Source organism: Roseicyclus sediminis (assembly GCF_025515305.1).
Classification (GTDB): domain Bacteria; phylum Pseudomonadota; class Alphaproteobacteria; order Rhodobacterales; family Rhodobacteraceae; genus Roseibacterium; species Roseibacterium sediminis.
This window is the reverse complement of the sequence record NZ_JAOPHT010000015.1, coordinates 42,701-62,574: the sequence shown is the minus strand read 5'-3', so window position 1 is coordinate 62,574 and position 19,874 is coordinate 42,701. Positions and strand designations below refer to the sequence as shown.

The 19,874-nt window shown below is 68.8% G+C and carries 17 protein-coding genes; 10 read left to right on the top strand and 7 right to left on the bottom strand.

Translation table 11 applies throughout. The annotated features are described in order from the left end of the window. Positions 1–6 precede the first annotated feature (6 nt). Genes hisG through hisS form a run of 3 tightly spaced genes read right to left on the bottom strand, consistent with a single transcriptional unit; the run spans position 7 to position 3,289 of the window. Positions 7–699 (bottom strand): ATP phosphoribosyltransferase, encoded by a 693-nt coding sequence (gene hisG / locus N8I71_RS16545; RefSeq protein WP_262879118.1) that lies wholly within the window; start codon positions 697–699, stop codon positions 7–9. After that, positions 696–1,805, bottom strand: coding sequence for an ATP phosphoribosyltransferase regulatory subunit (locus tag N8I71_RS16540; protein WP_262879156.1), 1,110 nt, complete (start codon positions 1,803–1,805; stop codon positions 696–698). Before N8I71_RS16540 ends, hisG begins: the two co-directional genes overlap by 4 nt. Beyond that, complete coding sequence (gene hisS / locus N8I71_RS16535; protein WP_262879117.1) at positions 1,805–3,289, bottom strand: histidine--tRNA ligase; 1,485 nt, start codon at positions 3,287–3,289, stop codon at positions 1,805–1,807. The genes N8I71_RS16540 and hisS overlap by 1 nt, the downstream gene beginning before the upstream one ends. An 81-nt stretch (positions 3,290–3,370) precedes the next feature. On the opposite strand from hisS, the gene N8I71_RS16530 reads away from it, so the two are divergent. Further along, positions 3,371–3,574 carry a SlyX family protein gene (locus N8I71_RS16530; protein ID WP_262879116.1) on the top strand — a complete coding sequence of 68 codons (204 nt, stop codon included), beginning with the start codon at positions 3,371–3,373 and terminating at the stop codon, positions 3,572–3,574. A 62-nt stretch (positions 3,575–3,636) separates the two neighbouring features. Here N8I71_RS16530 and N8I71_RS16525 read toward each other — a convergent pair whose 3' ends face one another. The 4 genes from N8I71_RS16525 to dnaE form a co-directional block, all read right to left on the bottom strand. Then, complete coding sequence (locus N8I71_RS16525) at positions 3,637–4,851, bottom strand: MFS transporter (RefSeq protein WP_262879115.1); 1,215 nt, start codon at positions 4,849–4,851, stop codon at positions 3,637–3,639. A gap of 53 nt (positions 4,852–4,904) precedes the next feature. Beyond that, positions 4,905–5,177, bottom strand: coding sequence for a nickel-binding protein (locus N8I71_RS16520; RefSeq protein ID WP_262879114.1), 273 nt, complete (start codon positions 5,175–5,177; stop codon positions 4,905–4,907). Between the two features lie 115 nt (positions 5,178–5,292). Then, entirely contained in the window at positions 5,293–5,808 is a 516-nt protein-coding gene (locus N8I71_RS16515) for a hypothetical protein (RefSeq protein WP_262879113.1), read from the bottom strand. 172 nt (positions 5,809–5,980) lie between these two features. Further along, positions 5,981–9,508 carry a DNA polymerase III subunit alpha gene (gene dnaE / locus N8I71_RS16510; RefSeq protein WP_406676165.1) on the bottom strand — a complete coding sequence of 1,176 codons (3,528 nt, stop codon included), beginning with the start codon at positions 9,506–9,508 and terminating at the stop codon, positions 5,981–5,983. A gap of 49 nt (positions 9,509–9,557) precedes the next feature. Between dnaE and N8I71_RS16505 the strand changes: the two genes are divergently transcribed. From N8I71_RS16505 to N8I71_RS16465, 9 genes are all read left to right on the top strand, one after another. Next, complete coding sequence (locus tag N8I71_RS16505; protein WP_262879112.1) at positions 9,558–10,541, top strand: glycoside hydrolase family 5 protein; 984 nt, start codon at positions 9,558–9,560, stop codon at positions 10,539–10,541. A gap of 168 nt (positions 10,542–10,709) precedes the next feature. Beyond that, positions 10,710–12,092: a xanthine dehydrogenase small subunit gene (gene xdhA / locus N8I71_RS16500; protein ID WP_262879111.1), complete on the top strand. Its 1,383-nt coding sequence runs from the start codon at positions 10,710–10,712 to the stop codon at positions 12,090–12,092. After that, the gene (gene xdhB / locus N8I71_RS16495) at positions 12,089–14,524 is read left to right on the top strand and encodes a xanthine dehydrogenase molybdopterin binding subunit (RefSeq protein WP_262879110.1); all 2,436 of its coding nucleotides are present in this window, start codon (positions 12,089–12,091) and stop codon (positions 14,522–14,524) included. Before xdhA ends, xdhB begins: the two co-directional genes overlap by 4 nt. Continuing rightward, positions 14,521–15,279: a xanthine dehydrogenase accessory protein XdhC gene (gene xdhC / locus N8I71_RS16490; RefSeq protein WP_262879109.1), complete on the top strand. Its 759-nt coding sequence runs from the start codon at positions 14,521–14,523 to the stop codon at positions 15,277–15,279. Before xdhB ends, xdhC begins: the two co-directional genes overlap by 4 nt. Before the next feature lie 16 nt (positions 15,280–15,295). After that, on the top strand, positions 15,296–16,828 hold the full coding sequence (locus tag N8I71_RS16485) for an ABC transporter ATP-binding protein (RefSeq protein ID WP_262879108.1): 1,533 nt from the start codon (positions 15,296–15,298) through the stop codon (positions 16,826–16,828). Further along, entirely contained in the window at positions 16,825–17,910 is a 1,086-nt protein-coding gene (locus N8I71_RS16480) for an ABC transporter permease (protein WP_262879107.1), read from the top strand. The genes N8I71_RS16485 and N8I71_RS16480 overlap by 4 nt, the downstream gene beginning before the upstream one ends. Then, entirely contained in the window at positions 17,907–18,167 is a 261-nt protein-coding gene (locus N8I71_RS16475; RefSeq protein ID WP_262879106.1) for a hypothetical protein, read from the top strand. Before N8I71_RS16480 ends, N8I71_RS16475 begins: the two co-directional genes overlap by 4 nt. Continuing rightward, entirely contained in the window at positions 18,164–19,084 is a 921-nt protein-coding gene (locus N8I71_RS16470) for an ABC transporter permease (protein ID WP_262879105.1), read from the top strand. The genes N8I71_RS16475 and N8I71_RS16470 overlap by 4 nt, the downstream gene beginning before the upstream one ends. A gap of 8 nt (positions 19,085–19,092) precedes the next feature. Beyond that, a complete protein-coding gene (locus tag N8I71_RS16465; RefSeq protein ID WP_262879104.1) occupies positions 19,093–19,869 on the top strand; it encodes an ion transporter in 777 nt (258 codons plus the stop codon). Positions 19,870–19,874: the final 5 nt, after the last annotated feature.

Below are 19,874 nucleotides of genomic sequence, written 5' to 3'. Positions count from 1 at the left end.
GCCGGCTCAGGACAGGCGGAGCTTCCGCGTCAGTGTCGCCATCGCCTCGCGCTCGCCCGCGCCCCACTCCGCCCGCTTGGCGCGCCACAGCGTCGCCTGCGACCGGTGGATCAGCCCGTCCGAAAGCACCTTCAGCCCGTTCGCCTTCAGCGTGTCGCCGGTCGAGGTGATGTCGGCGATGGCTTCGGCCGTGCCGTGGGCCACGGTGGCCTCGGTCGCGCCCTGGCTGTCGACGAGCCGATAGTCGGCCACGCCCGCCTCGCGCAGGAACTCGCGAACAAGGCGGTGATACTTCGTGGCGATCCGCAGCCTGTAGCCGTGCCGCGCACGGAATTCGGCCGCGACCGCGTCGAGATCGTCGAGCGTGGAGACATCGACCCAGCTCACCGGCACGGCCACGACAAGGTCGGCATGGCCGAATCCCATCGGCGCCAGGGTCTCGACCGCCTGCTCCCAGCCGGGGATGCGCTCGCGCACGAGGTCGGACCCGGTGACGCCGAGGTGGATGCGCCCGACCGCCAGCTCGCGCGGGATCTCTCCCGCCGACAGGAGGCGCAGCTCGACCTCCGCGCCGTCGACTTCCGCGGCGTATTCGCGGTCCGACCCGGTGCGGCGCATCGGCAGGCCGCGCGCGGCGAACCAGTCGAAGGTCTTGTCCATGAGCCGGCCCTTGGACGGGATACCGAGGCGGAGGGTCATGACCTGCCCCCCGCGCGCAGGCCGTGCACGACCTCGGGCCGGATCACGCCGCCGACCGCCGGGATACCCTGCCCGCGCCCCATGATCGCGGTCAGCGCGTCGTAACGCCCGCCCGAAGCCACCGGCGGCAGGTCGGCGCGCGCGGGCGCGAGGAAGCCGAAGACGAAACCGTCGTAGTATTCCATCGTCGTGCGCCCGTAGCTCGCCTCGAACGGCAGCTCCGTGGGCTCCAGCCCCGCCTCGGCCAGTGCATCGATCCGGTCGGCGAAACGCTCGGCGGCGGGGCCGAGAGCGGGCAGGTCCACGCTCATGTCGCGCAACTGTTCGCACGCGTCGGGCAGCGGCGCCTTGAGCGAGAGGATCGCCGTCAGCACCTCGGCTTCGGCGCGGGCGATCGGGGGCGTCGAGGCATCGGCCCGCAGCTTCTCGATCCGGGCGGCCACCTCGGCGCGGCTGCGCAGGCCGCTCTCCGGCCCGGCGGCGTCGAGCACGGCATCGACACCCTTCGCGGCGACCCTTTCCAGAAGCTCGATCCGCCCCGCCGGCTGGGGCGCCCGCCCCGTATACCGGTCCAGCAGCGCCCGGAACCGACGGGGCCGCCAGACGTGGCGGCGCAGCGCGGCCTTTCGGACGGGCGTGGTCGAGAGGCCTTCGATCGCGGCGAGCAGGATCCCCATGTCACCGGTCACGGGCCGCAGGCCGAGACCCTTCAGGGCCTCGTGGAACAGCGCGAAGACCTCGGCATCGGCGCGGGCCGGATCCTCGCCGCCGAACAGTTCGAAGCCAAGCTGCAGGTATTCCGACGGACGCGACGAGCCCGCCTTCTGCTTGCGGAATACCTCGCCGAGATAGGTGTAACGCGCGGGCCGGTCGGCGCCGTTTGCCATGTGCATCTCGACCACCGGCACGGTGAAGTCGGGGCGCAGCATCATCTCGCCCCGGTCGGGGTCGTCGGTGGTGTAGGCGCGCGCGCGGATATCCTCGCCATAGAGGTCGAGGAGCGTGTCGGCGCTGAGCAGCAGGGGTGCCTCCACGGGCACGGCGCCGGCCCGCGTGAACACCGCCTGAAGCGTCTCGGCCTCGGCGCGGATGTCGGCCTTGAGGATCACGCGTGGCGGTCCAGGATCGCCCGGACCTCCGCGACAAGGTCGGATCTTGAAACCTCGGTCTGGGCGGGCTGGCTCTTCCACTCCTCCAGCGTCGCCTCCTCGGCGAGCTTCGCGCCAAGCACGAGGTCCTTGATCTGCACGACGCCGCGCGCGGCCTCGTCCGAGCCCTGGATGATCGCCACGGGGCTTTGTCGCTTGTCCGCGTATTTCAGCTGGTTGCCGAAGTTCTTGGGGTTGCCGAGATAGACCTCGGCGCGGATGCCGGCGGCGCGCAGCTCCGAGGCCATGGACTGGTAGTCGGCCATCCGGTCGCGGTCCATCACCGTGACGACGACGGGACCTTCCATGGTGCCGCCGATGCGCCCCTTGGCGCGGAGGGCCGCGAGAAGGCGGTCGACCCCGATGGAGACGCCGGTCGCAGGCACTTCCTGCCCGGTGAAGCGCTTCACGAGGTCGTCGTAGCGCCCACCGCCTGCGACGGAGCCGAACTGCCGCGGGCGGCCCTTCTCGTCGGTGATCTCGAAGGTGAGCTCGGCCTCGTAGACGGGGCCAGTGTAGTAGCCGAGGCCCCGGACGACGGAGGGGTCGATGATGATGCGGTCGGGGCCGTAGCCCTGGGCGGCGAGGAGGTCGGCGATCTGTTCGAGTTCGGCGACGCCGTCCGCACCGATCGCGGACCCGGCCACCAGTTGGCTCAGCCGCGCCACGGTCGCCGGACCGTCTGTGCGCCTGGCGTCCATGAACGCCATGATCACGTCGGCCTGTTCGTCCGAAAGCCCCGCGCCTTCGGTGAAATCCCCGCTCTCGTCGAGCCGGCCCTTGCCCAGCAGCAGCCGCACCCCGTCGGCCCCGAACTTGTCGAGCTTGTCGATGGCGCGGAGCACGATGCCCCGCGCCTCCTCCTTGTCGTCCCCGGCAAGGCCCGCGACCTCCAGCACCCCGTTCAGCACCTTCCGGTTGTTGACCCGCACGATGTAGTCCCCGCGCGGGATGCCCACGGCCTCGAGCGTGTCGGCCAGCATCGCGCAGATCTCGGCATCCGCCGCGACGCTTGCCGCGCCCACCGTATCGGCGTCGCACTGGTAGAACTGCCGGAAGCGGCCCGGACCCGGCTTCTCGTTGCGCCAGACGGGGCCCATCGTGTAGCGGCGGTAAGGGTTCGGCAGGTCGTTGCGGAACTGCGCGGCGACGCGGGCCAAGGGCGCCGTCATGTCGTAGCGGAGCGCGAGCCAGTCGCCCCCCTCTTCCTCCTGCCAGGCGAAGACCCCGGCATGGGGGCGGTCGACGTCCGGCAGGTACTTGCCCAGCGCCTCCAGCGTCTCGACGGCGGAGGTCTCCAGCGGGTCGAAGCCGTAGCGGGAATAGACGCCCGCGATCGTCGCCAGCATCTCGTTGCGCTCGGCCACCTCGGCGCCGAAATAGTCGCGGAAGCCCTTGGGCGCTTCGGCCTTGGGGCGAGGCTGTTTCTTCTCTTTGGCCATCGGGTCCGGGATGCCTTGAATTCAGGGTCGCGGCCCGTCTATCCGAGGGGGGCAATCGGGGCAAGGAGGCGCAAGGGGGCCATGGACGACACGGGCAGGCTGGAAGAGGCGCTGGCGCACCTGGTGCGCACGGTCGAGGACCTGTCGGACGTCGTGGCGCGACAGGACGCGGAGATCGCGCGGCTGACGGCGCGGGTGGCGCGCCTGATGGAGCGCGAGGCGGAGCGGGAGTTGTCCGAGGGCGGGACTGTGCCGCTCGCCGACCAGAAGCCGCCGCATTGGTGAAGCGTAGGACAGCGGGGGCCAGCCCCCGCACCCCCGGCGTATTTCGGGAAAGATGAAGGGGATCAGGCCGGCACTGCGCCCCGCGGGCTGCGCGGACGGGAGCGCAGGAGGATCACGATCATGATCGCCACGTTGAGCGCGTTGAAGGCGATGCCGTTGATGAAGGCGAGTTGGTAGGACCCGGTCAGGTCGTAGATCCAGCCGGACATCCAGCCGCCGAGTGCCATGCCGACGATGGTCGCCATGATGACGAAGCCGACCCGCGCGCCCGCCTCCTTCGGCGGCAGGTATTCCCGCACGATGATTGCGTAGGAGGGCACGATGCCGCCTTGGCTGAGCCCGAAGATGAGCGACACGATATAAAGCGGCGCAAGCCCCGAGGTCGGCAGGTAGAGAAACAGCGCGAGCATCTGCAGGCTCGATCCGACGAGAAGCGTCAGAACCCCGCCGAGGCGGTCGGCAAGGAGGCCCGAGATCAGCCGCGAGACGACGCCGCCCATCAGCATGAGCGAGAGCATCTCGGCGCCGACCGCGGGCCCGTAGCCGAGGTCGACGCAATAGGCGACGATGTGGACCTGCGGCATGGACATGGCCACGCAGCAGCCGATGCCGGCGATGGCCAGCAGCCAGACGAGCGTGTTGGGCGAAAGGCCCGCGGTCCGGGCGCGGAGTGCCGCGGCGGCGGCCGAGGTCTGCATCGCCTCCTCGGGCAGAGGGCGGCGGAGCGCGAGTGTCAGGGGCAGCATGATCAGGACGGCCGAGGCCGCGATGATGAGATATGCCGTGCGCCAGCCGGGACCTGCGAGGATGTCGGCGAGGATGAGCGGCCAGAGCGCGCCCGAAAGGTAGTTGCCGGACGCGATGATGGCGACCGCGATGCCGCGGCGGCGGAGGAACCACTGCGAGACGTCGGCGATCAGCGGCCCGAAGCTCGCCGCCGTGGCGAAGCCGATGGCCGTCTGCAGAATCGAGAGCGTGGCGATGTTGGGCGCGGCGGCCGCGCCCGCGAAGGCCACTCCCATCAGGATCGCCGCCACGGCCAGCACGCGCGCGACGCCATGCCGGTCGACCCAGCGCCCGATCACCCAGTTGCCGAGCGCGAAGCCCACCATGGTCAGCGTGTAGGGGAGGGACGCGGTGGCGCGGTCCACGCCGAACTCGGCCTCGACCGCGGGCAGGATCACGATGATCGCCCACATGCCCGCATTGCCCACGAGCGAGAGCGCCAGCGACAGGGCAAGGCGGGTCCAGGAGGTGCGGGAGTCGAGGATGGACATGGCGGCGACGTTAGGCCCGCCATGTCCGCAAGGGAAGTGGTCTCGTCGCGACCTCAGGACGTGAGATCGAGGGCCGGGACCACCCGGGTATAGGGCAGTCTCGCCGCGTCGTTCAGCGCCTGGACCTGGCCGGCGCTTTCCCCGTCGAACAGGCACATGCAGCGTCCGTCCTCGGGTGCGAAGGTCGAGCGGATGTAAGAGATCTCCTGTCCCTCGCCTCGCATCTCGGCCGCCTTCGCGATGGCCGCCTTCTGCGCGCCGGCGAGGTCTTCCAATCGACCGGCACCATGCAGGGCGACGAAAGCGTCGTCAGCACGCAGAGCCACGCGATTTTCCCGGGAGGCGGCAGCGCGTTGGGCCGTGTCGGCGACTTTGGGCGACATTGCCAAAGTGGTTGCGCGACGGAGAACCTGCTTCCGCGGCGGTGCAGGCGCAACGGTTTCAGACCAGCGACATGCCCACCGCCGCTATTGCGACAAGTGCTCCAGCGGCCACGCGAAGCCAGGCACCCAGGGCGCCGGGCGGAAGAGGCGCCAGCATCAGGACGAAACCGAACGTGCCGAGGAAGAACAACCCGAGCATAGCATCCTGCGGCGTTGCGCCGAATTGCCGAAGCTCATTCACCCACGTCGCGACCCCGAGCAAGAGGCAACCCAGCGCGAAGATCGTTCCATCTCGCTGTCGTTTGCGCTTTCGCTGTTCCAGCCTTGCCGGCTCCTGATCGATGCCGACCCGACCCAGTGCCACGGCGGAAAGAAGCAGTGCACCAAGGCCCATGAACGCCACGTACGCCCAATACATGACCGGTGCAGTGCCGCGGTCGATCCAGTTCTGCGTCCGCACCCCGGTATAGGCTTCGCCCATCATGATCGCGAACGCGAACTCTGATGCGAGGAGTGCGGCCATGCAGGTGGTAAAGATGCGCTGAAAGCGGGTGGCGTTCGGTTCCGTTTTCATCTGCGACATCACCTGGAGACTGCCGTTTCAGCCTACGTTGCCGGCGAACACCATGCAGCAAGAAAGTCAAGGCAGGATCGCCACAAGTGCCAATCGCCGAAAACCCGAAAATGGCCGAAGGCGTTCTACGGGAAGCAAGCTCCATCCGGTCGACTTCGGGAGATGCGAGGGCCTAGACTTCCTCTACCGTCACGACCCCGGGCAGGCTTTTCAGCGCACCCTTGATCTGCGGCGAGACTGGCAGCCGCTCCCCCACGAGGGCCTCGACCTCGGCCGCGCCTTCGGGGAAATCGGGAGCCATGGCGCAGATGTAGACGGGGCCGAGCGGCATGCGACCGCCCTCCCCCGCGATCCGGGTCAGGAGCTGCGCGACGGAGGCCGGCGCGCCACAGTCGCCGACGAAGACGCGCAGGCCGCGCGCCTCGGCGGCCACGGCGTCGTCCACGAGTTGCACCGCCTCGCCGCGCAGTCGGACCTGCCCCTCCTGCACCTCGGCGCGGACCTGGATGCGGACATTCGTGCCGGGCTCGAGGATGTGGCGGTGCGCCTCCAGTGCTTCGGAGAACAGCATCACCTCGAAGGTGCCGGTCGGGTCGGACAGCCCGACGAAGGCGAAGCGCGTGCCTTTCTGGCTTTTCCGTTCCTGCCGGACCGAAACGGCGCCGGCCATCCATGTCACGAAGTCGCCGCCCTTCGCGCGCTCCTCCACCTCGACGCAGGTGAGGCAGCCCTTGCGCTTCAGCGCCGGCATGTAGTCGTCGAGCGGGTGGCCCGAGAAGTAGAAGCCGACGGCCTGATGCTCCTCTGTCAGGCGCTTGGCGGGCATCCAGTCGGGCGGATCGGGCAGGCGCGGCTCGGGCAGGTCTTCGCCAGCCTCGCCGAAGAGCGAGACCTGATTCGACGCCTTCTGCTCGTGGATCGCGGCGGAATAGAGCGTGAGGGCGTCGAGACTGTCGAAGACCCGCGCCCGGTTCGCGTCGAGCATGTCGAAGGCGCCGGCGCGGGCCAGCATCTCCAGCGGGCGCTTGCCGATGCGCTTGAGGTCCGCGCGGCGGGCGAGATCGAAGAGGGTCGTGAAGGGCTTGTCGCCCCGCGCCTCGGTGATGAGCTTCATCGCCTCGACACCCACGTTCTTCAGCGCGCCGAGCGCATAGACCAGCCGCCCCTTGTCGACCGTGAAGGCCGCGCCGGAGCGGTTCACGCAGGGCGCGACGACCTCGATCCCCATCCGGTCGGCCTCGTGCTTGTAGGACGAGAGCTTCTCGGTGAGGTGGATGTCGCAGTTCATGACGGCGGCCATGAATTCGACGGGGTGGTTCGCCTTGAGCCAGGCGGTCTGGTAGCTGACCACCGCGTAGGCGGCGGCGTGGGACTTGTTGAAACCGTAGTTGGCGAACTTGTCGAGGAGGTTCCAGACCTCCAGCGCCTTGCCCTCGTCCACCCCGTTCTCGGCCGCGCCCTTCAGGAACTTCGGCCGTTCGGCGTCCATCGCCTCCTGGATCTTCTTGCCCATGGCGCGGCGCAGCAGGTCGGCGCCGCCGAGCGAATAGCCCGCCATCTCCTGCGCGATCTGCATCACCTGTTCCTGGTAGACGATGATGCCCTGCGTCTCGTCGAGGATGTGATCGACCGAAGGGTGCAGGTAGTCGCGTTCGCTGAGGCCGTTCTTGACCTGGCAGTACTTCGGGATGTTCTCCATCGGCCCGGGCCGGTAGAGCGCCACGAGGGCCACGATATCCTCGATGCAGGTGGGCTTCATCTGCAGAAGCGCGGACATCATGCCCGAGCTTTCCACCTGGAACACCGCGACCGTCTTGGCCGAAGCGTAGAGCTCGTAGGTCGCGGGATCGTCGAGCGGGATCGCGTTGATCTGGTTCTCGGCCCCCTCGGGAGGATCGTAGAGGCGGCGGCCGTCCGCGGCCTCGTGCAGCTGCCGCCCCTGCCCGTGGATCAGCTCGATCGCGTTCTGGATCACGGTCAGCGTCTTGAGGCCGAGGAAGTCGAACTTCACCAGCCCCGCGGGTTCCACCCATTTCATGTTGAACTGGGTCGCCGGCATGTCCGAGCGCGGATCGCGGTAGAGCGGCACAAGCTCGTCAAGCGGGCGGTCCCCGATCACGACGCCCGCGGCATGGGTCGAGGCGTTCCTGAGAAGCCCCTCGATCTTGCCCGCGTAGTCGAAGAGGCGCCGGACCGGGTTCTCACGCCCCTCGCGGCGGTCCTGCTCGGTCTCGGCCATCTCGTTGCGGATGCGCTCTTCCTGCGCGATGGCCTTCTCGATGGAGACGGGTTTCACCCCCTCCACCGGGATCATCTTCGACAGCTTGTCGACCTGGCCGAACGACATCTGCAGCACGCGGCCCACGTCGCGCACGGCGGCCTTGGACAGAAGCGCGCCGAAGGTGATGATCTGGCCCACCCGGTCGCGGCCGTATTTCTCCTGCACGTAACGGATCACCTCCTCGCGGCGATCCATGCAGAAGTCGATGTCGAAGTCGGGCATGGAAACCCGCTCGGGGTTCAGGAACCGCTCGAACAGGAGCGAATAGCGCAGCGGGTCGAGGTCGGTGATCGTGAGCGCATAGGCGACGAGCGAACCCGCGCCCGACCCCCGCCCCGGCCCGACGGGGATGTCATGGTCCTTGGCCCACTTGATGAAGTCGGCCACGATCAGGAAGTAGCCGGGGAAACCCATGCGCTCGATGATGCCAAGCTCGAAATCGAGGCGCTCATGATATTCCGCCACCGTCGCGGCATGGGGGATCACCGCCAGCCGTTCCTCCAGACCCTCGCGGGCCTGCCGGCGCAACTCCTCCACCTCGTTCTCGGCGAAACGCGGCAGGATGGGGTCGTGCGTCCGCGCGCGGAAGGCGCAGCGCCGCGCGATCTCGACGGTGTTCTCAATCGCCTCGGGCAGGTCGGCGAAGAGCGCGGCCATCTCCTCGGGCGACTTGAAGTGGTGCTGTGGCGTGAGCCGGCGGCGCGGCTCGGACTGATCGACATAGGCGCCGTCGGCGATGCAGAGCATCGCGTCATGGGCGTCGTACATGTCCGGCCCGGGGAAATGCACGTCGTTCGTCGCCACCAGCGGCAGGCCCAACTCGTAGGCAAGTTCCACGTGCCCGCGTTCGGTCAGACGCTCGGCTTCGGGAAGGCCGCCGTCGCCGGGGTGACGCTGCAACTCGACATAGAGGCGGTCGGGGTAGATGGCCGAAAGCTCCTGCAAAAGGGCCCGCGCCCGCGTCTCTCCCCCGGTCCTCAGGCAACGGCCGACGGGTCCGTCCGGCCCGCCGGTCAGGCAGATGAGCCCCGCGCCATGGGCGGCAAGCTCTTCCATCGTGACATGGGGCAGGGTCCCGTCGCCGCGCAGGTAGAGGCAGGAGTTCAGTTTCAGGAGATTGCGATACCCCGTTTCGTCCTGCACCAGCAGCACCAGCGCGGCATAAGGGTTGGGGTTCTCGCCCGGGCGCACCGGGGCGTGATCCACGTCGATCTGGCAGCCGACGATTGGCTGCACCCCCGCCTTGGCCGCCGTCTCGGAGAATTCCAGCGCACAGAACATGTTGTTCGTATCCGTCACCGCGACAGCGGGCATGCCGGCCTTTGCGACGAGACCGGGCAGCTTTTTCACGCGCATCGCGCCCTCGAGCAGGGAATACTCGGTATGAACGCGCAGATGGATGAATCGGGGTGACGACATGATGCCGGAGGTTAGGAGAGGGCGCCGCCCATGGGAAGCCTCCGCCTACATGATCTTGTGGATTGCGTTGCTCGTCCTGCCGTCCATTGCGGTCGCCGGCCCCGTCGGACGCTGCGTGAACCTGTCGAATTTCCTCGAGGTTCCGCGCGGCGAGGTCTGGGGCCCCGAGATCACGACAGACCATCTCGATGCCATCGTCGCGGCCGGCTTCGACACGGTCCGCCTTCCCGTGCGGTTCTCTGACGGCTGGAACGGCGCGATCGATCCCGCGCGGCTCGACCGAGCCGACCGGATGGTGCAGGCGGCGCTCCGGCGCGGGCTGCAGGTGATCGTCGTCCTGCACCATTTCGAGGAGATCATGCAGGACCCCGCTGAACATGCGGCGACCTTCCGCGCAATCTGGGCGGAACTCTCCGACCACTGGCGCGGCGCGCCCGATGGCCTGATGTTCGAGCTTCTGAACGAACCCAACGGCGCACTGACGACCGCGGGTGCGGTCGCGTTGTTCGAGGACGTGGTTCCGACGATCCGGGCCGGGCACCCCGACCGCTGGCTGGTGCTCGAGGGCGGCGACTGGGCGGCGTCCACCGGTCTCGGCCACCTGCCCCGGACGGACGCGCGGATCGTGCATTCCTTCCACTACTACACACCCTACGAGATGACCCACCAACTCGCCCCATGGGCGTGGCAGGGCCCTCGACCGGCCCGCGCCTGGCAGTTGGAGACGGGCGGCGCCGCGGTGACGCGCGACCTGGAGGACGCGGCGCGGGCCACGGACGCACCGATACTCCTGGGCGAATTCGGCGTCTACCGCGAGGCGGAGCTCGCCACGCGCGCGGCCTGGACCCGACATGTCCGGCGCGAAGCGGAGCGGCTGGACATGGGCTGGTGCGTCTGGGGCTTCGCCGCGGACTTCCGGATCTTCGATGCCGCGCGGGACAGGTTCCTCCCGGAGCTGCTGTCGGCCCTGTTCGACGACGCGCCGGCATCCCCCACTTGCGAGCGCACGATCCGCCGCGAATGCCCGGATTAGAGGCATTTGCCCGCGCGACAGGCGCGTCACCCTGTCCAAAGGCTTGCAAAGGACGCAACCTGCCGCTTTTCTACCGTCCGGTCGAACAGGACAAACGGGGCCGCGCTCTACGCCGCATCGAGCGCGGGACGACCTCCCCGGATCAGGTACCGCGGCGGGTGTTTTCCCATGACGATCCGGTTTCTTCTCAACGGGGAACCGCAGGAGGCCGATGCGTCGCCGACCACGACGCTGCTGGACTGGCTGCGCGAGCGGAAGGGTCTGACCGGCACCAAGGAAGGCTGCAACGAGGGTGACTGCGGCGCCTGCACGGTGATGGTGACGGACGTGGACGGCTCGCGCGCGCTCAACGCCTGCATCCTGTTTATGCCCCAGCTTCAGGGTCGCGCGGTGCGCACCGTCGAGGGGATCGCGGGACCCGACGGCACGCTCCACCCGGTTCAGGAGGCGATGGTGGCGCATCACGGCTCCCAATGCGGCTTCTGCACGCCGGGGTTCATCGTCTCCATGGCCACGGCCCATCTCAACGGCCGCCGCGACCACGACGATCAGCTTGCCGGCAATCTGTGCCGTTGCACCGGCTACGCCCCCATCATCCGCGCGGCCAAAGCCGCCGCCGAGGCGCCGGTGCCCGACTGGATGACCGGGGACGCCGAGGCGCTGGACTTGTTGCGTCAGGACATGCCGGCGACAGGCAATGTCGCCATGCCGACCTCCTCCGACGACCTCGCCGCCTGGTACGAGGCGCATCCGGACGCCGTCCTGATCGCCGGGGCGACCGATGTCGGGCTTTGGGTGACCAAGGCGCTGCGCGACCTCGAACCCGTCGCGTTCCTTAACAATTGCTCAGACCTTAAGGGTATTGTTTCTGATGGGGGGGCAATCCGCGTTGGCGCGATGACCCAACTCACCGATTTCGGCGATTTCATCGCCGACCGGCATCCGAGCTTCGCCGAGATGATCCGCCGTTACGGGTCGGTCCAGGTCCGCAACGCCGCGACCATTGGCGGGAACATCGCCAACGGCTCGCCCATCGGCGACGGCCCGCCGCCGCTGATCGCGCTCGGCGCGACGCTGCATCTCAGGCGCGGCGATGCGCGCCGGAGCATTGCCCTGGAGGACTTCTTCCTCGACTACGGCCGGCAGGACCGCGCCCCGGGCGAGTTCGTCGAGGCCGTGTCCATCCCGGTTCAGCCCGACCGGCTCCGCGTCTACAAGCTGTCGAAGCGTTTCGACCAGGATATTTCTGCCGTCTGCGGCGCGTTCAATGTCACGGTGGAGGACGGCACGGTGTCCGCGGCGCGGATCGCTTTCGGCGGCATGGCGGGCATTCCGAAACGGGCGGCCCATGCCGAGGCCGCGCTGATCGGACAGCCATGGACCACGCGCACCGTGCAGGCCGCCAAGGCCGCCTTCGCGGAGGATTTCACGCCGCTGACCGACATGCGCGCCTCGGCGGGCTACCGGCTGGAGGCGGCCGGCAACATGCTCCTGCGCTACTTCCGCGACATGGCCGGCGAAACCGTCTCGGTGCTGGAGGTGCGGCCATGAGCGTCCACAAGGCCCTGCCCCACGACGCGGCCCCCCTCCACGTCACCGGAGCCGCGCGCTACGTCGACGACGTCCCCGTCCCGCGCGACTGCCTGCACCTCGCCTTCGGCCTGTCGAAGGTGGCGAAGGGCCGCCTTGTCCGCCTCGACCTCACGGCGGTGCGCAGCGCGCCGGGCGTCGTTCTCGTGCTCGCGGGCGAGGACTTTGCGCAGATCCCGGATTGTTCCCCCTCGGCCCATGACGAACCGCTCCTGAGCGACGGGACGATCCACTACGCGGGCCAGCCCCTGTTCCTCGTCGCCGCCGAAAGCCACCTGCTGGCCCGCAGGGCCGCGGCGCTTGCGGTGGTCGAGATCGCCGAGGAGCGGCCGATCCTGACCATCGACGAGGCGATCGCGGCGGGTTCGATCTTCGAGGAGGGCCCGCGCGTCTATGCCAAGGGCGACGTCGATGCCGCGCTCGCCCGCGCCCCGCACGTGATCGAGGGAAGCCTCGAGATCGGCGGGCAGGAGCACTTCTACCTCGAAGGACAGGCGGCCCTCGTCCTGCCGCAGGAGGCGGGCGACATGATCGTGCATTCCTCTTCGCAGCACCCCACCGAGATCCAGCACAAGGTGGCCGACGCGATCGGCCGTCCCATGCACGCGGTCCGCGTCGAGGTCCGGCGCATGGGCGGCGGTTTCGGCGGCAAGGAAAGCCAGGGCAACCACCTCGCCATCGCCTGCGCGGTGGTGGCCGCGCGCACCGGCCGGCCCGCCAAGATGCGCTACGACCGGGACGACGATTTCACGGTCACCGGCAAGCGCCACGACGCGCGGATCGACTATCGCGCCGGCGTCGACCGCGACGGGCGGCTGCTCGGCGTCGACTTCGTGCAGATGATCCGCTGCGGCTGGTCGATGGACCTGAGCCTGCCGGTGGCCGACCGGGCGATGCTGCACGCCGACAACGCCTATCTCCTGCCCAATGCGCGGATCACCTCGCACCGGCTGAAGACCAACACCCAGAGCGCGACGGCCTTCCGCGGCTTCGGCGGCCCGCAGGGGATGGTGGGGATCGAGCGGGTGATGGACCACGTGGCCCATACGCTTGGCCTCGACCCCCTGGAGGTGCGACGGCGGAATTTCTACGCGGAAGCCGAGGCGCATGGGGCAAACGCCGCAATGCGTACTTCGGGAAAGATGAAGGGGGAAGTGCTGGACACGGCCGACCTCGCGGGACGCGGATCGGTGAAGGTCGAGACCGGTTCGGGGCATTCGAAACGGTTCGGGGGGGCGCATTCGCCGGTGCCGATGGAGGCCGGGAACACCACGCCCTACGGGATGGAGGTGGAGGATTTCATCCTGCGCGCCATGACCGCACGGCTGGAAGAGGTCGCGGAGATCGAGGCGCGGCGCACGGCCGTGGCGGCCTGGAACGAGGCGAACGAGGTCCTCAAGCGTGGGATCGCCGTGACGCCGGTGAAGTTCGGCATCTCCTTCACGCTGACGCATCTGAACCAGGCGGGCGCGCTGGTCCATGTCTACCAGGACGGGTCGATCCACATGAACCACGGCGGGACCGAGATGGGACAGGGCCTGTTCCAGAAGGTGGCGCAGGTGGCCGCCGACAGGTTCGGCGTGGGCCCCGAGCGCGTGAAGATCACCGCGACGGATACCGCGAAGGTTCCGAACACGAGCGCCACGGCGGCGTCCTCCGGCTCGGACCTGAACGGCATGGCGGTGAAGGCCGCCTGCGACGAGATCCGGGACCGGATAGCCGAGGTCGTGGCCCCCGAATTGCAGGCCGAGCCCGCCGCGGTGGTCTTCGAGGGCGGGATGGTCAGGGCGGGGTCCGCGGAGATGACCTTCGAGGAGGCCGTGAGCCGCACCTACATGGCCCGCGTCAGCCTCAGCGCGACGGGGTTCTACCGCACGCCCAAGATCGAGTGGGACCGCATCGCCGGGCGCGGGCGGCCGTTCTTCTACTTCGCCTATGGCGTCTCCTGTTCCGAGGTGGTGATCGACACGCTGACGGGCGAGAACCGGATCCTCAGGACCGACATCATCCACGATTGCGGGCGGTCGCTGAACCCCGCGCTCGATATCGGGCAGATCGAGGGCGGCTTCGTGCAGGGGGCCGGCTGGCTGACGATGGAGGAACTGGTCTGGGATGGCGCCGGACGGCTGCGCACGCACGCGCCCTCGACCTACAAGATCCCGGCCTGTTCCGACCGGCCGGAGGTTTTCAACGTGGAGCTCTGGGACGGCGAGAACCGCGAGGAGACGATCTATCGCTCCAAGGCCGTGGGCGAGCCGCCCTTCATGCTGGGGATCAGCGTGTTTTCCGCGCTCGGCAATGCCTGCGCCGCAGCTGGTCCGAACTTTCCCGATCTGCAGGCGCCCGCGACCCCCGAGGCGGTGCTGGCGGCGGTCGGCCGCGCCCGGGGATGAGGGGCGTTCGCGTCACGGTCGTCTCCACGCGAGGCTCGGCCCCGCGCGAGGCCGGGACGCAGATGCTTGTCACCGTAGACGGCATCGAGGGCACGATCGGCGGCGGCGCGCTGGAATGGGAGGCGATGGCCGAGGCGCGGCGGATGCTGGCCGATGGGCGGGGCACGGACACGCGGCAGATGGCGCTCGGTCCCGGGCTCGGGCAGTGCTGCGGCGGGGCGGTCACCCTGCGTTTCGAGGTTGCGGAGGCGCTGGAACGGGGCGAAGGCGCGCCGGCCTGGATCTGGGGTGCGGGGCATGTGGGCCGCGCGCTGGTATCGGTCCTTGCACCGCTGCCGGACCTCTCGGTCACGTGGGTCGATACGGCGGCCGAGCGCTTCCCGGCGGCGATTGCACAGGGGGTCGCGAAGCTGATCGCGGCAGATCCGCCGCGGCTGATGCCGCATGCGCCCGGCAACGCCCATCACCTGATCCTCACCTATTCCCACGACATCGACCTCGCGCTTTGCGACGCGGCGCTGCGCCGGGGGTTCGCCACCTGCGGGCTGATCGGGTCGGAAACCAAGTGGGCGCGGTTCCGGTCCAGGCTCGCCGCGCTTGGCCACGCGGATGCTGAAATTTCGCGCATCGACTGTCCGATCGGGGATCCGGGACTTGGCAAACACCCTCAGGCCATTGCCGTCGGCGTGGCCGCGCGGCTACTGAAAGAGCAGTTGCACAAAGAATCGGCAGGAAGGCCGGTCCGACAGGGATGACGGGGGACGGGAACGCGTGACGGCACTCCTCGAGATCAGGGGGCTGACCAAGGCCTATCCGGGGGTCGTGGCCAACGACGACGTGTCGTTCTCGATCGCGCCCGGAGAAGTGCACGCCCTTCTGGGCGAGAACGGCGCGGGCAAGTCGACACTGGTCAAGATGATCTACGGTCTCGTGCGGCCGGACTCGGGATCCATGACGCTCGGGGGCTCGGCCTACACGCCGGCCGAACCGCGCGCGGCGCGCGCCTCGGGCGTGGCGATGGTGTTCCAGCATTTCAGCCTGTTCGAGGCCCTCAGCGTCGCCGAGAACATCGCGCTCGGCATGGAGGATCCGCCCAGGCCCCGCGACCTCGCCCGCCGCATCCAGGACGTGAGCCGCGCCTACGGCCTCCCGCTCGACCCCGCACGGATGGTGGGCGACCTTTCGGCCGGCGAGCGCCAGCGGGTCGAGATCATCCGCTGCCTGCTGCAGGACCCCAAGCTCCTGATCATGGACGAGCCGACCAGCGTGCTGACGCCGCAGGAGGTGGAGATCCTGTTCCACACGCTGCGGAAGCTTTCCTCCGAAGGAACGGCGATCCTCTATATCAGCCACAAGCTCGAGGAGATCCGGACGCTGTGCGACGCGGCCACGATCCTGAGGCTGGGCAAGGTCGTCGGAAGCTGCACGCCGCGCGAGGTGTCGGCCGCCGACATGGCCGAGATGATGGTGGGCAAGTCGCTCGCCACGCCGGCGCGGGATGCGTCCGAACCCGGCGAGGTCCTTCTGCATGTCGCAGGCCTTTCGCTGGAGCCGGCGACGCCCTTCGGCACGCCGCTGCGCCATATCGGGATGGAGGTGCGCGCGGGCGAGGTTCTTGGGATCGGCGGCGTCGCGGGCAACGGGCAGGACGAGCTTCTGGCCGCGCTTTCCGGTGAGCGGCCGGTCGCGCCGGGCATGATCGAACTCAAGGGAACGCCCATCGGCGCGACCGGGCCCGAGGCACGGCGGCGCGCGGGGCTGCTTTGCGCCCCGGAGGAGCGGCTGGGCCATGCCGCCGCGCCCGACATGAGCCTGATCGAAAACGCCGTTCTGACGGGCAGGGTCCGCCGGGGCCTCGACCGCTCGGGCTTCGTCGGCTGGGGCCGCGCGCGCGCCTTCGCCGAAGAGATCATCGAACGCTTCGACGTGCGCACGCCCGGGCCCGCGGTCGCCGCGCGCGCGCTGTCGGGCGGCAATCTCCAGAAATACGTGATCGGGCGCGAGATCCTGCAGGCGCCCGATGTCCTCGTCGTGAACCAGCCGACCTGGGGTGTCGACGCCTCAGCCGCCGCGTCGATCCGGCAGGCGCTTCTGGATCTCGCGCAGAACGGGGCGGCGGTGGTCGTCATCAGCCAGGATCTCGACGAGTTGCTGGAGATATCGGACCGCTTCTGCGCGCTGAACGAGGGGCGGCTTTCGGCGTCGCGCCCCGCGCGCGGGCTGACAATGGAGGAGATCGGCCTGATGCTCGGAGGCGCACACGACATGCACGACATCGCGCCCGAGCCGGAGGCGGCGCAGTGATCCGGCTGGAAAAACGCCCCACGCCGTCCCGCTTCTGGGGCGCGGCAACGCCTGTCGTCGCGGTGATCCTGACGATGATCGCGGGCGGGATCATGTTCGCGCTGCTCGGCAAGGACCCGGTCGCCGCGATCCGCATCATCTTCTGGGACCCGCTGTTTTCGGAGCAGTTCGCGAGCTACTCGCGCCCGCAACTGCTCATCAAGGCGGGACCGCTCATCCTGATCGCGATCGGCCTGTCGCTCGGGTTCCGCGCGGGCATCTGGAACATCGGTGCCGAGGGGCAATACATCATCGGCGCTATCTGCGGGGCGGGATTCGGCCTGGCCTTCTACCCGTCGGAAAACCCGCTGATCTTCCCGGGCATGGTGATCGCCGGGCTTCTCGGCGGATGGGCCTGGGCGATGATCCCCGCGATCCTGAAGACCCGGTTCCGCACCAACGAAATCCTCGTGTCGCTCCTGCTCGTCTACGTCGCAGAGGCCATCCTCGCCTCCGCCGCGACGAACTGGCTGAGGAACCCCGACGCGATGGGCTTCCCGGGAAGCCGCAATCTCTCGCGCCATCCGGGCACCGACAACCCCGAACTGATCGCGGGAACCGGCATGCACTGGGGCGTCCTCGCCGCCTTCATCGCCGTCATCGCGGCCTATGTGCTGATGAACCGGCACGTGCTGGGTTACCACATCAGGCTGGCGGGGCAGGCACCGCGCGCGGCGCGCTTCGCCGGCGTGGAACCGAACCGCCTCGTGCTGCTGTGCCTCGGCATATCGGGCGCGCTGGCGGGTGCCGCGGGCCTGTTCGAGGTCTCGGGGCCCGCGGGCCAGATCTCCATCGACTTCAACTCGGGCTATGGCTTCACCGCGATCATCGTGGCCTTCCTCGGGCGGCTGAACCCGATCGGCATCCTTTTTGCCGGCCTGCTCATGGCGCTGACCTATATCGGGGGCGAGCTTGCGCAGCTCATGCTCGGCATCCCCGCGCCCGCGATCCAGGCCTTCCAGGGAATGCTTCTGTTCTTCCTTCTCGCGCTCGACGTCCTGTCGAACTACCGCATCAAGTGGGCACGGGAGGCCGCAGCATGAGCGGCCGGCGCGCCATGTCACCGGGCCACTGGCTGAAGAACACGGTCAACGTGGTGGTCGGCCCGTTCCTCGGGATGGCCGCACATGGCCGCGCGGGCCGGGCCCACTCCAGCGGGGTCCGTGCGGCCCGCATCGAACCCAAGACCGACGCGAAGCCGCGGGCGCGCGTCCCGGGCCTGCCGCTCGGTTTCGTCTCCGGCATGGTCGCGGCATGCCTCTGGCCGAGCGACCCGAACCTGGCGGGGCTGTCACTATGATCGATCCCGTCACCCTCATCGTCGCGCTCATCATCGTCTCGACGCCCGTCCTTCTGGCGGCGATCGGCGAGTTGGTGGTCGAGAAGACCGGCGTCCTCAACCTCGGCGTCGAAGGAATGATGATCATCGGCGCCGTCACGGGCTTCATCACCGCGGTCGAGACCGGGTCCGTGACGCTCGCCTTTCTCGCGGGGATGGCCGGCGGCATGATCCTGTCGGCGGTGTTCGGCGTCCTGACCCAGCTTCTGCTTTCCAACCAGGTGGCGACAGGGCTCGCGCTGACGCTTTTCGGCATCGGGCTCGCGGCGCTTCTGGGCGTGGGTTACCCGGGCTCGTCCCTGCCCCCGGTGCCCGATCTCTTCCCGGCGTCGATGCAGGCCATTCCCGTCGCGGGGCCGATCCTCTTCAGCCATCCGCTCATCATCTACCTCGCCGTCCTGCTCGTGGTGGCGGTCTGGTTTCTCCTGCAGCATACGCGAACCGGCCTCGTCATCCGCGCCGTCGGCGAAAGCCACGACGCCGCCCATGCGCTGGGCTACAAGGTCATCCGCATCCGCTTTCTCGCGATCCTTTTCGGCGGCGCCTGCGCCGGCCTCGGTGGCGCCTTCCTGTCGGTGGCGCGGGTGCAGAACTGGATCGAGGGGATGACGGCGGGCGCGGGCTGGATCGCGCTGGCGCTCGTTGTCTTCGCCTCGTGGAAACCCTGGCGGGTCCTGCTCGGCGCCTGGCTCTTCGGCGGCATCTCGGCGTTGCAGCTGCGCCTCCAGGCAGCCGAGGTGAACGTGCCGGTCGCGCTCCTTGACAGCTCGCCCTACCTCGTGACGATCATCGTTCTCGTCCTCATCTCGTCAGACCGCGCACGTGCCGCGTTGAACGCGCCCGCAGCCCTTGGCAAGGTGTTCCATGCCAGCGGCTAGGGGGGTCCATGCGGCGCAGCGAGATCATCGACATTCTCGATGGAACCCATCCGCGGATCGGGCGCAGCGTGGCGCTCGTGATCTACGCGCTGATCTTGGTGTCGGCCATCGTGATCGCGGTCGAGACGATGCCGGGGCTCCCGGAACGCCTCTACGCGCCGCTGGCGGGTCTCGAAATGGCGATCCTCGCGGTCTTCGCGGTCGAGTACGTCCTGCGGCTGGCCTGTTCGCCGAAGCCGTTATCCTATGCCTTCAGCTTCTGGGGGATCATCGACTTCGTGGCCGTGGTGCCGGCGGTCGTGTTCCTGTTTCCCGACCTCACGACGATCCGCGCCATGCGGCTTCTGCGGCTGATCCGGCTGATGAAGCTGTTCAAGGCCAACCGGGCGCTCGACCGGATCGCGCGCGCCTTCCAGGAGGTCAGGGCGGAGCTCGGCATCTTCCTCTTCATCGCCGGGGTGGTGCTCTACCTCTCGGCGGTGGGGATCTACCATTTCGAGCACATCGCGCAGCCCGAGGTCTTCGGCTCGATCCCGTCGAGCCTGTGGTGGGCGCTCGCGACGCTGACGACGGTCGGCTACGGCGACGTCTACCCGATCACGGTGGGGGGGCGGATCTTCACCGGCCTCGTGCTGATGGTCGGGATCGGCGTCATCGCGGTGCCTGCGGGCCTCATCACGGCCTCGCTCATGGACAGCCGGAAGGGCGCGGCCCCGCCCCCGGTTTCCGACGGCAAACCCAAGTCCCGGAACACCAACACTGAGAATACCAACCTGGAGGATTGAACCAC

Coding starts and splice junctions, on each gene's coding strand:
- hisG (WP_262879118.1), bottom strand. CDS start 699: ATGACCCTCCGCCTCGGTATCCCGTCCAAGGGCCGGCTCATGGACAAG.
- N8I71_RS16465 (WP_262879104.1), top strand. CDS start 19,093: ATGCGGCGCAGCGAGATCATCGACATTCTCGATGGAACCCATCCGCGG.
- N8I71_RS16525 (WP_262879115.1), bottom strand. CDS start 4,851: ATGTCCATCCTCGACTCCCGCACCTCCTGGACCCGCCTTGCCCTGTCG.
- hisS (WP_262879117.1), bottom strand. CDS start 3,289: ATGGCCAAAGAGAAGAAACAGCCTCGCCCCAAGGCCGAAGCGCCCAAG.
- N8I71_RS16530 (WP_262879116.1), top strand. CDS start 3,371: ATGGACGACACGGGCAGGCTGGAAGAGGCGCTGGCGCACCTGGTGCGC.
- N8I71_RS16505 (WP_262879112.1), top strand. CDS start 9,558: ATGATCTTGTGGATTGCGTTGCTCGTCCTGCCGTCCATTGCGGTCGCC.
- xdhB (WP_262879110.1), top strand. CDS start 12,089: ATGAGCGTCCACAAGGCCCTGCCCCACGACGCGGCCCCCCTCCACGTC.
- xdhC (WP_262879109.1), top strand. CDS start 14,521: ATGAGGGGCGTTCGCGTCACGGTCGTCTCCACGCGAGGCTCGGCCCCG.
- xdhA (WP_262879111.1), top strand. CDS start 10,710: ATGACGATCCGGTTTCTTCTCAACGGGGAACCGCAGGAGGCCGATGCG.
- dnaE (WP_406676165.1), bottom strand. CDS start 9,508: ATGTCGTCACCCCGATTCATCCATCTGCGCGTTCATACCGAGTATTCC.
- N8I71_RS16470 (WP_262879105.1), top strand. CDS start 18,164: ATGATCGATCCCGTCACCCTCATCGTCGCGCTCATCATCGTCTCGACG.
- N8I71_RS16475 (WP_262879106.1), top strand. CDS start 17,907: ATGAGCGGCCGGCGCGCCATGTCACCGGGCCACTGGCTGAAGAACACG.
- N8I71_RS16515 (WP_262879113.1), bottom strand. CDS start 5,808: ATGAAAACGGAACCGAACGCCACCCGCTTTCAGCGCATCTTTACCACC.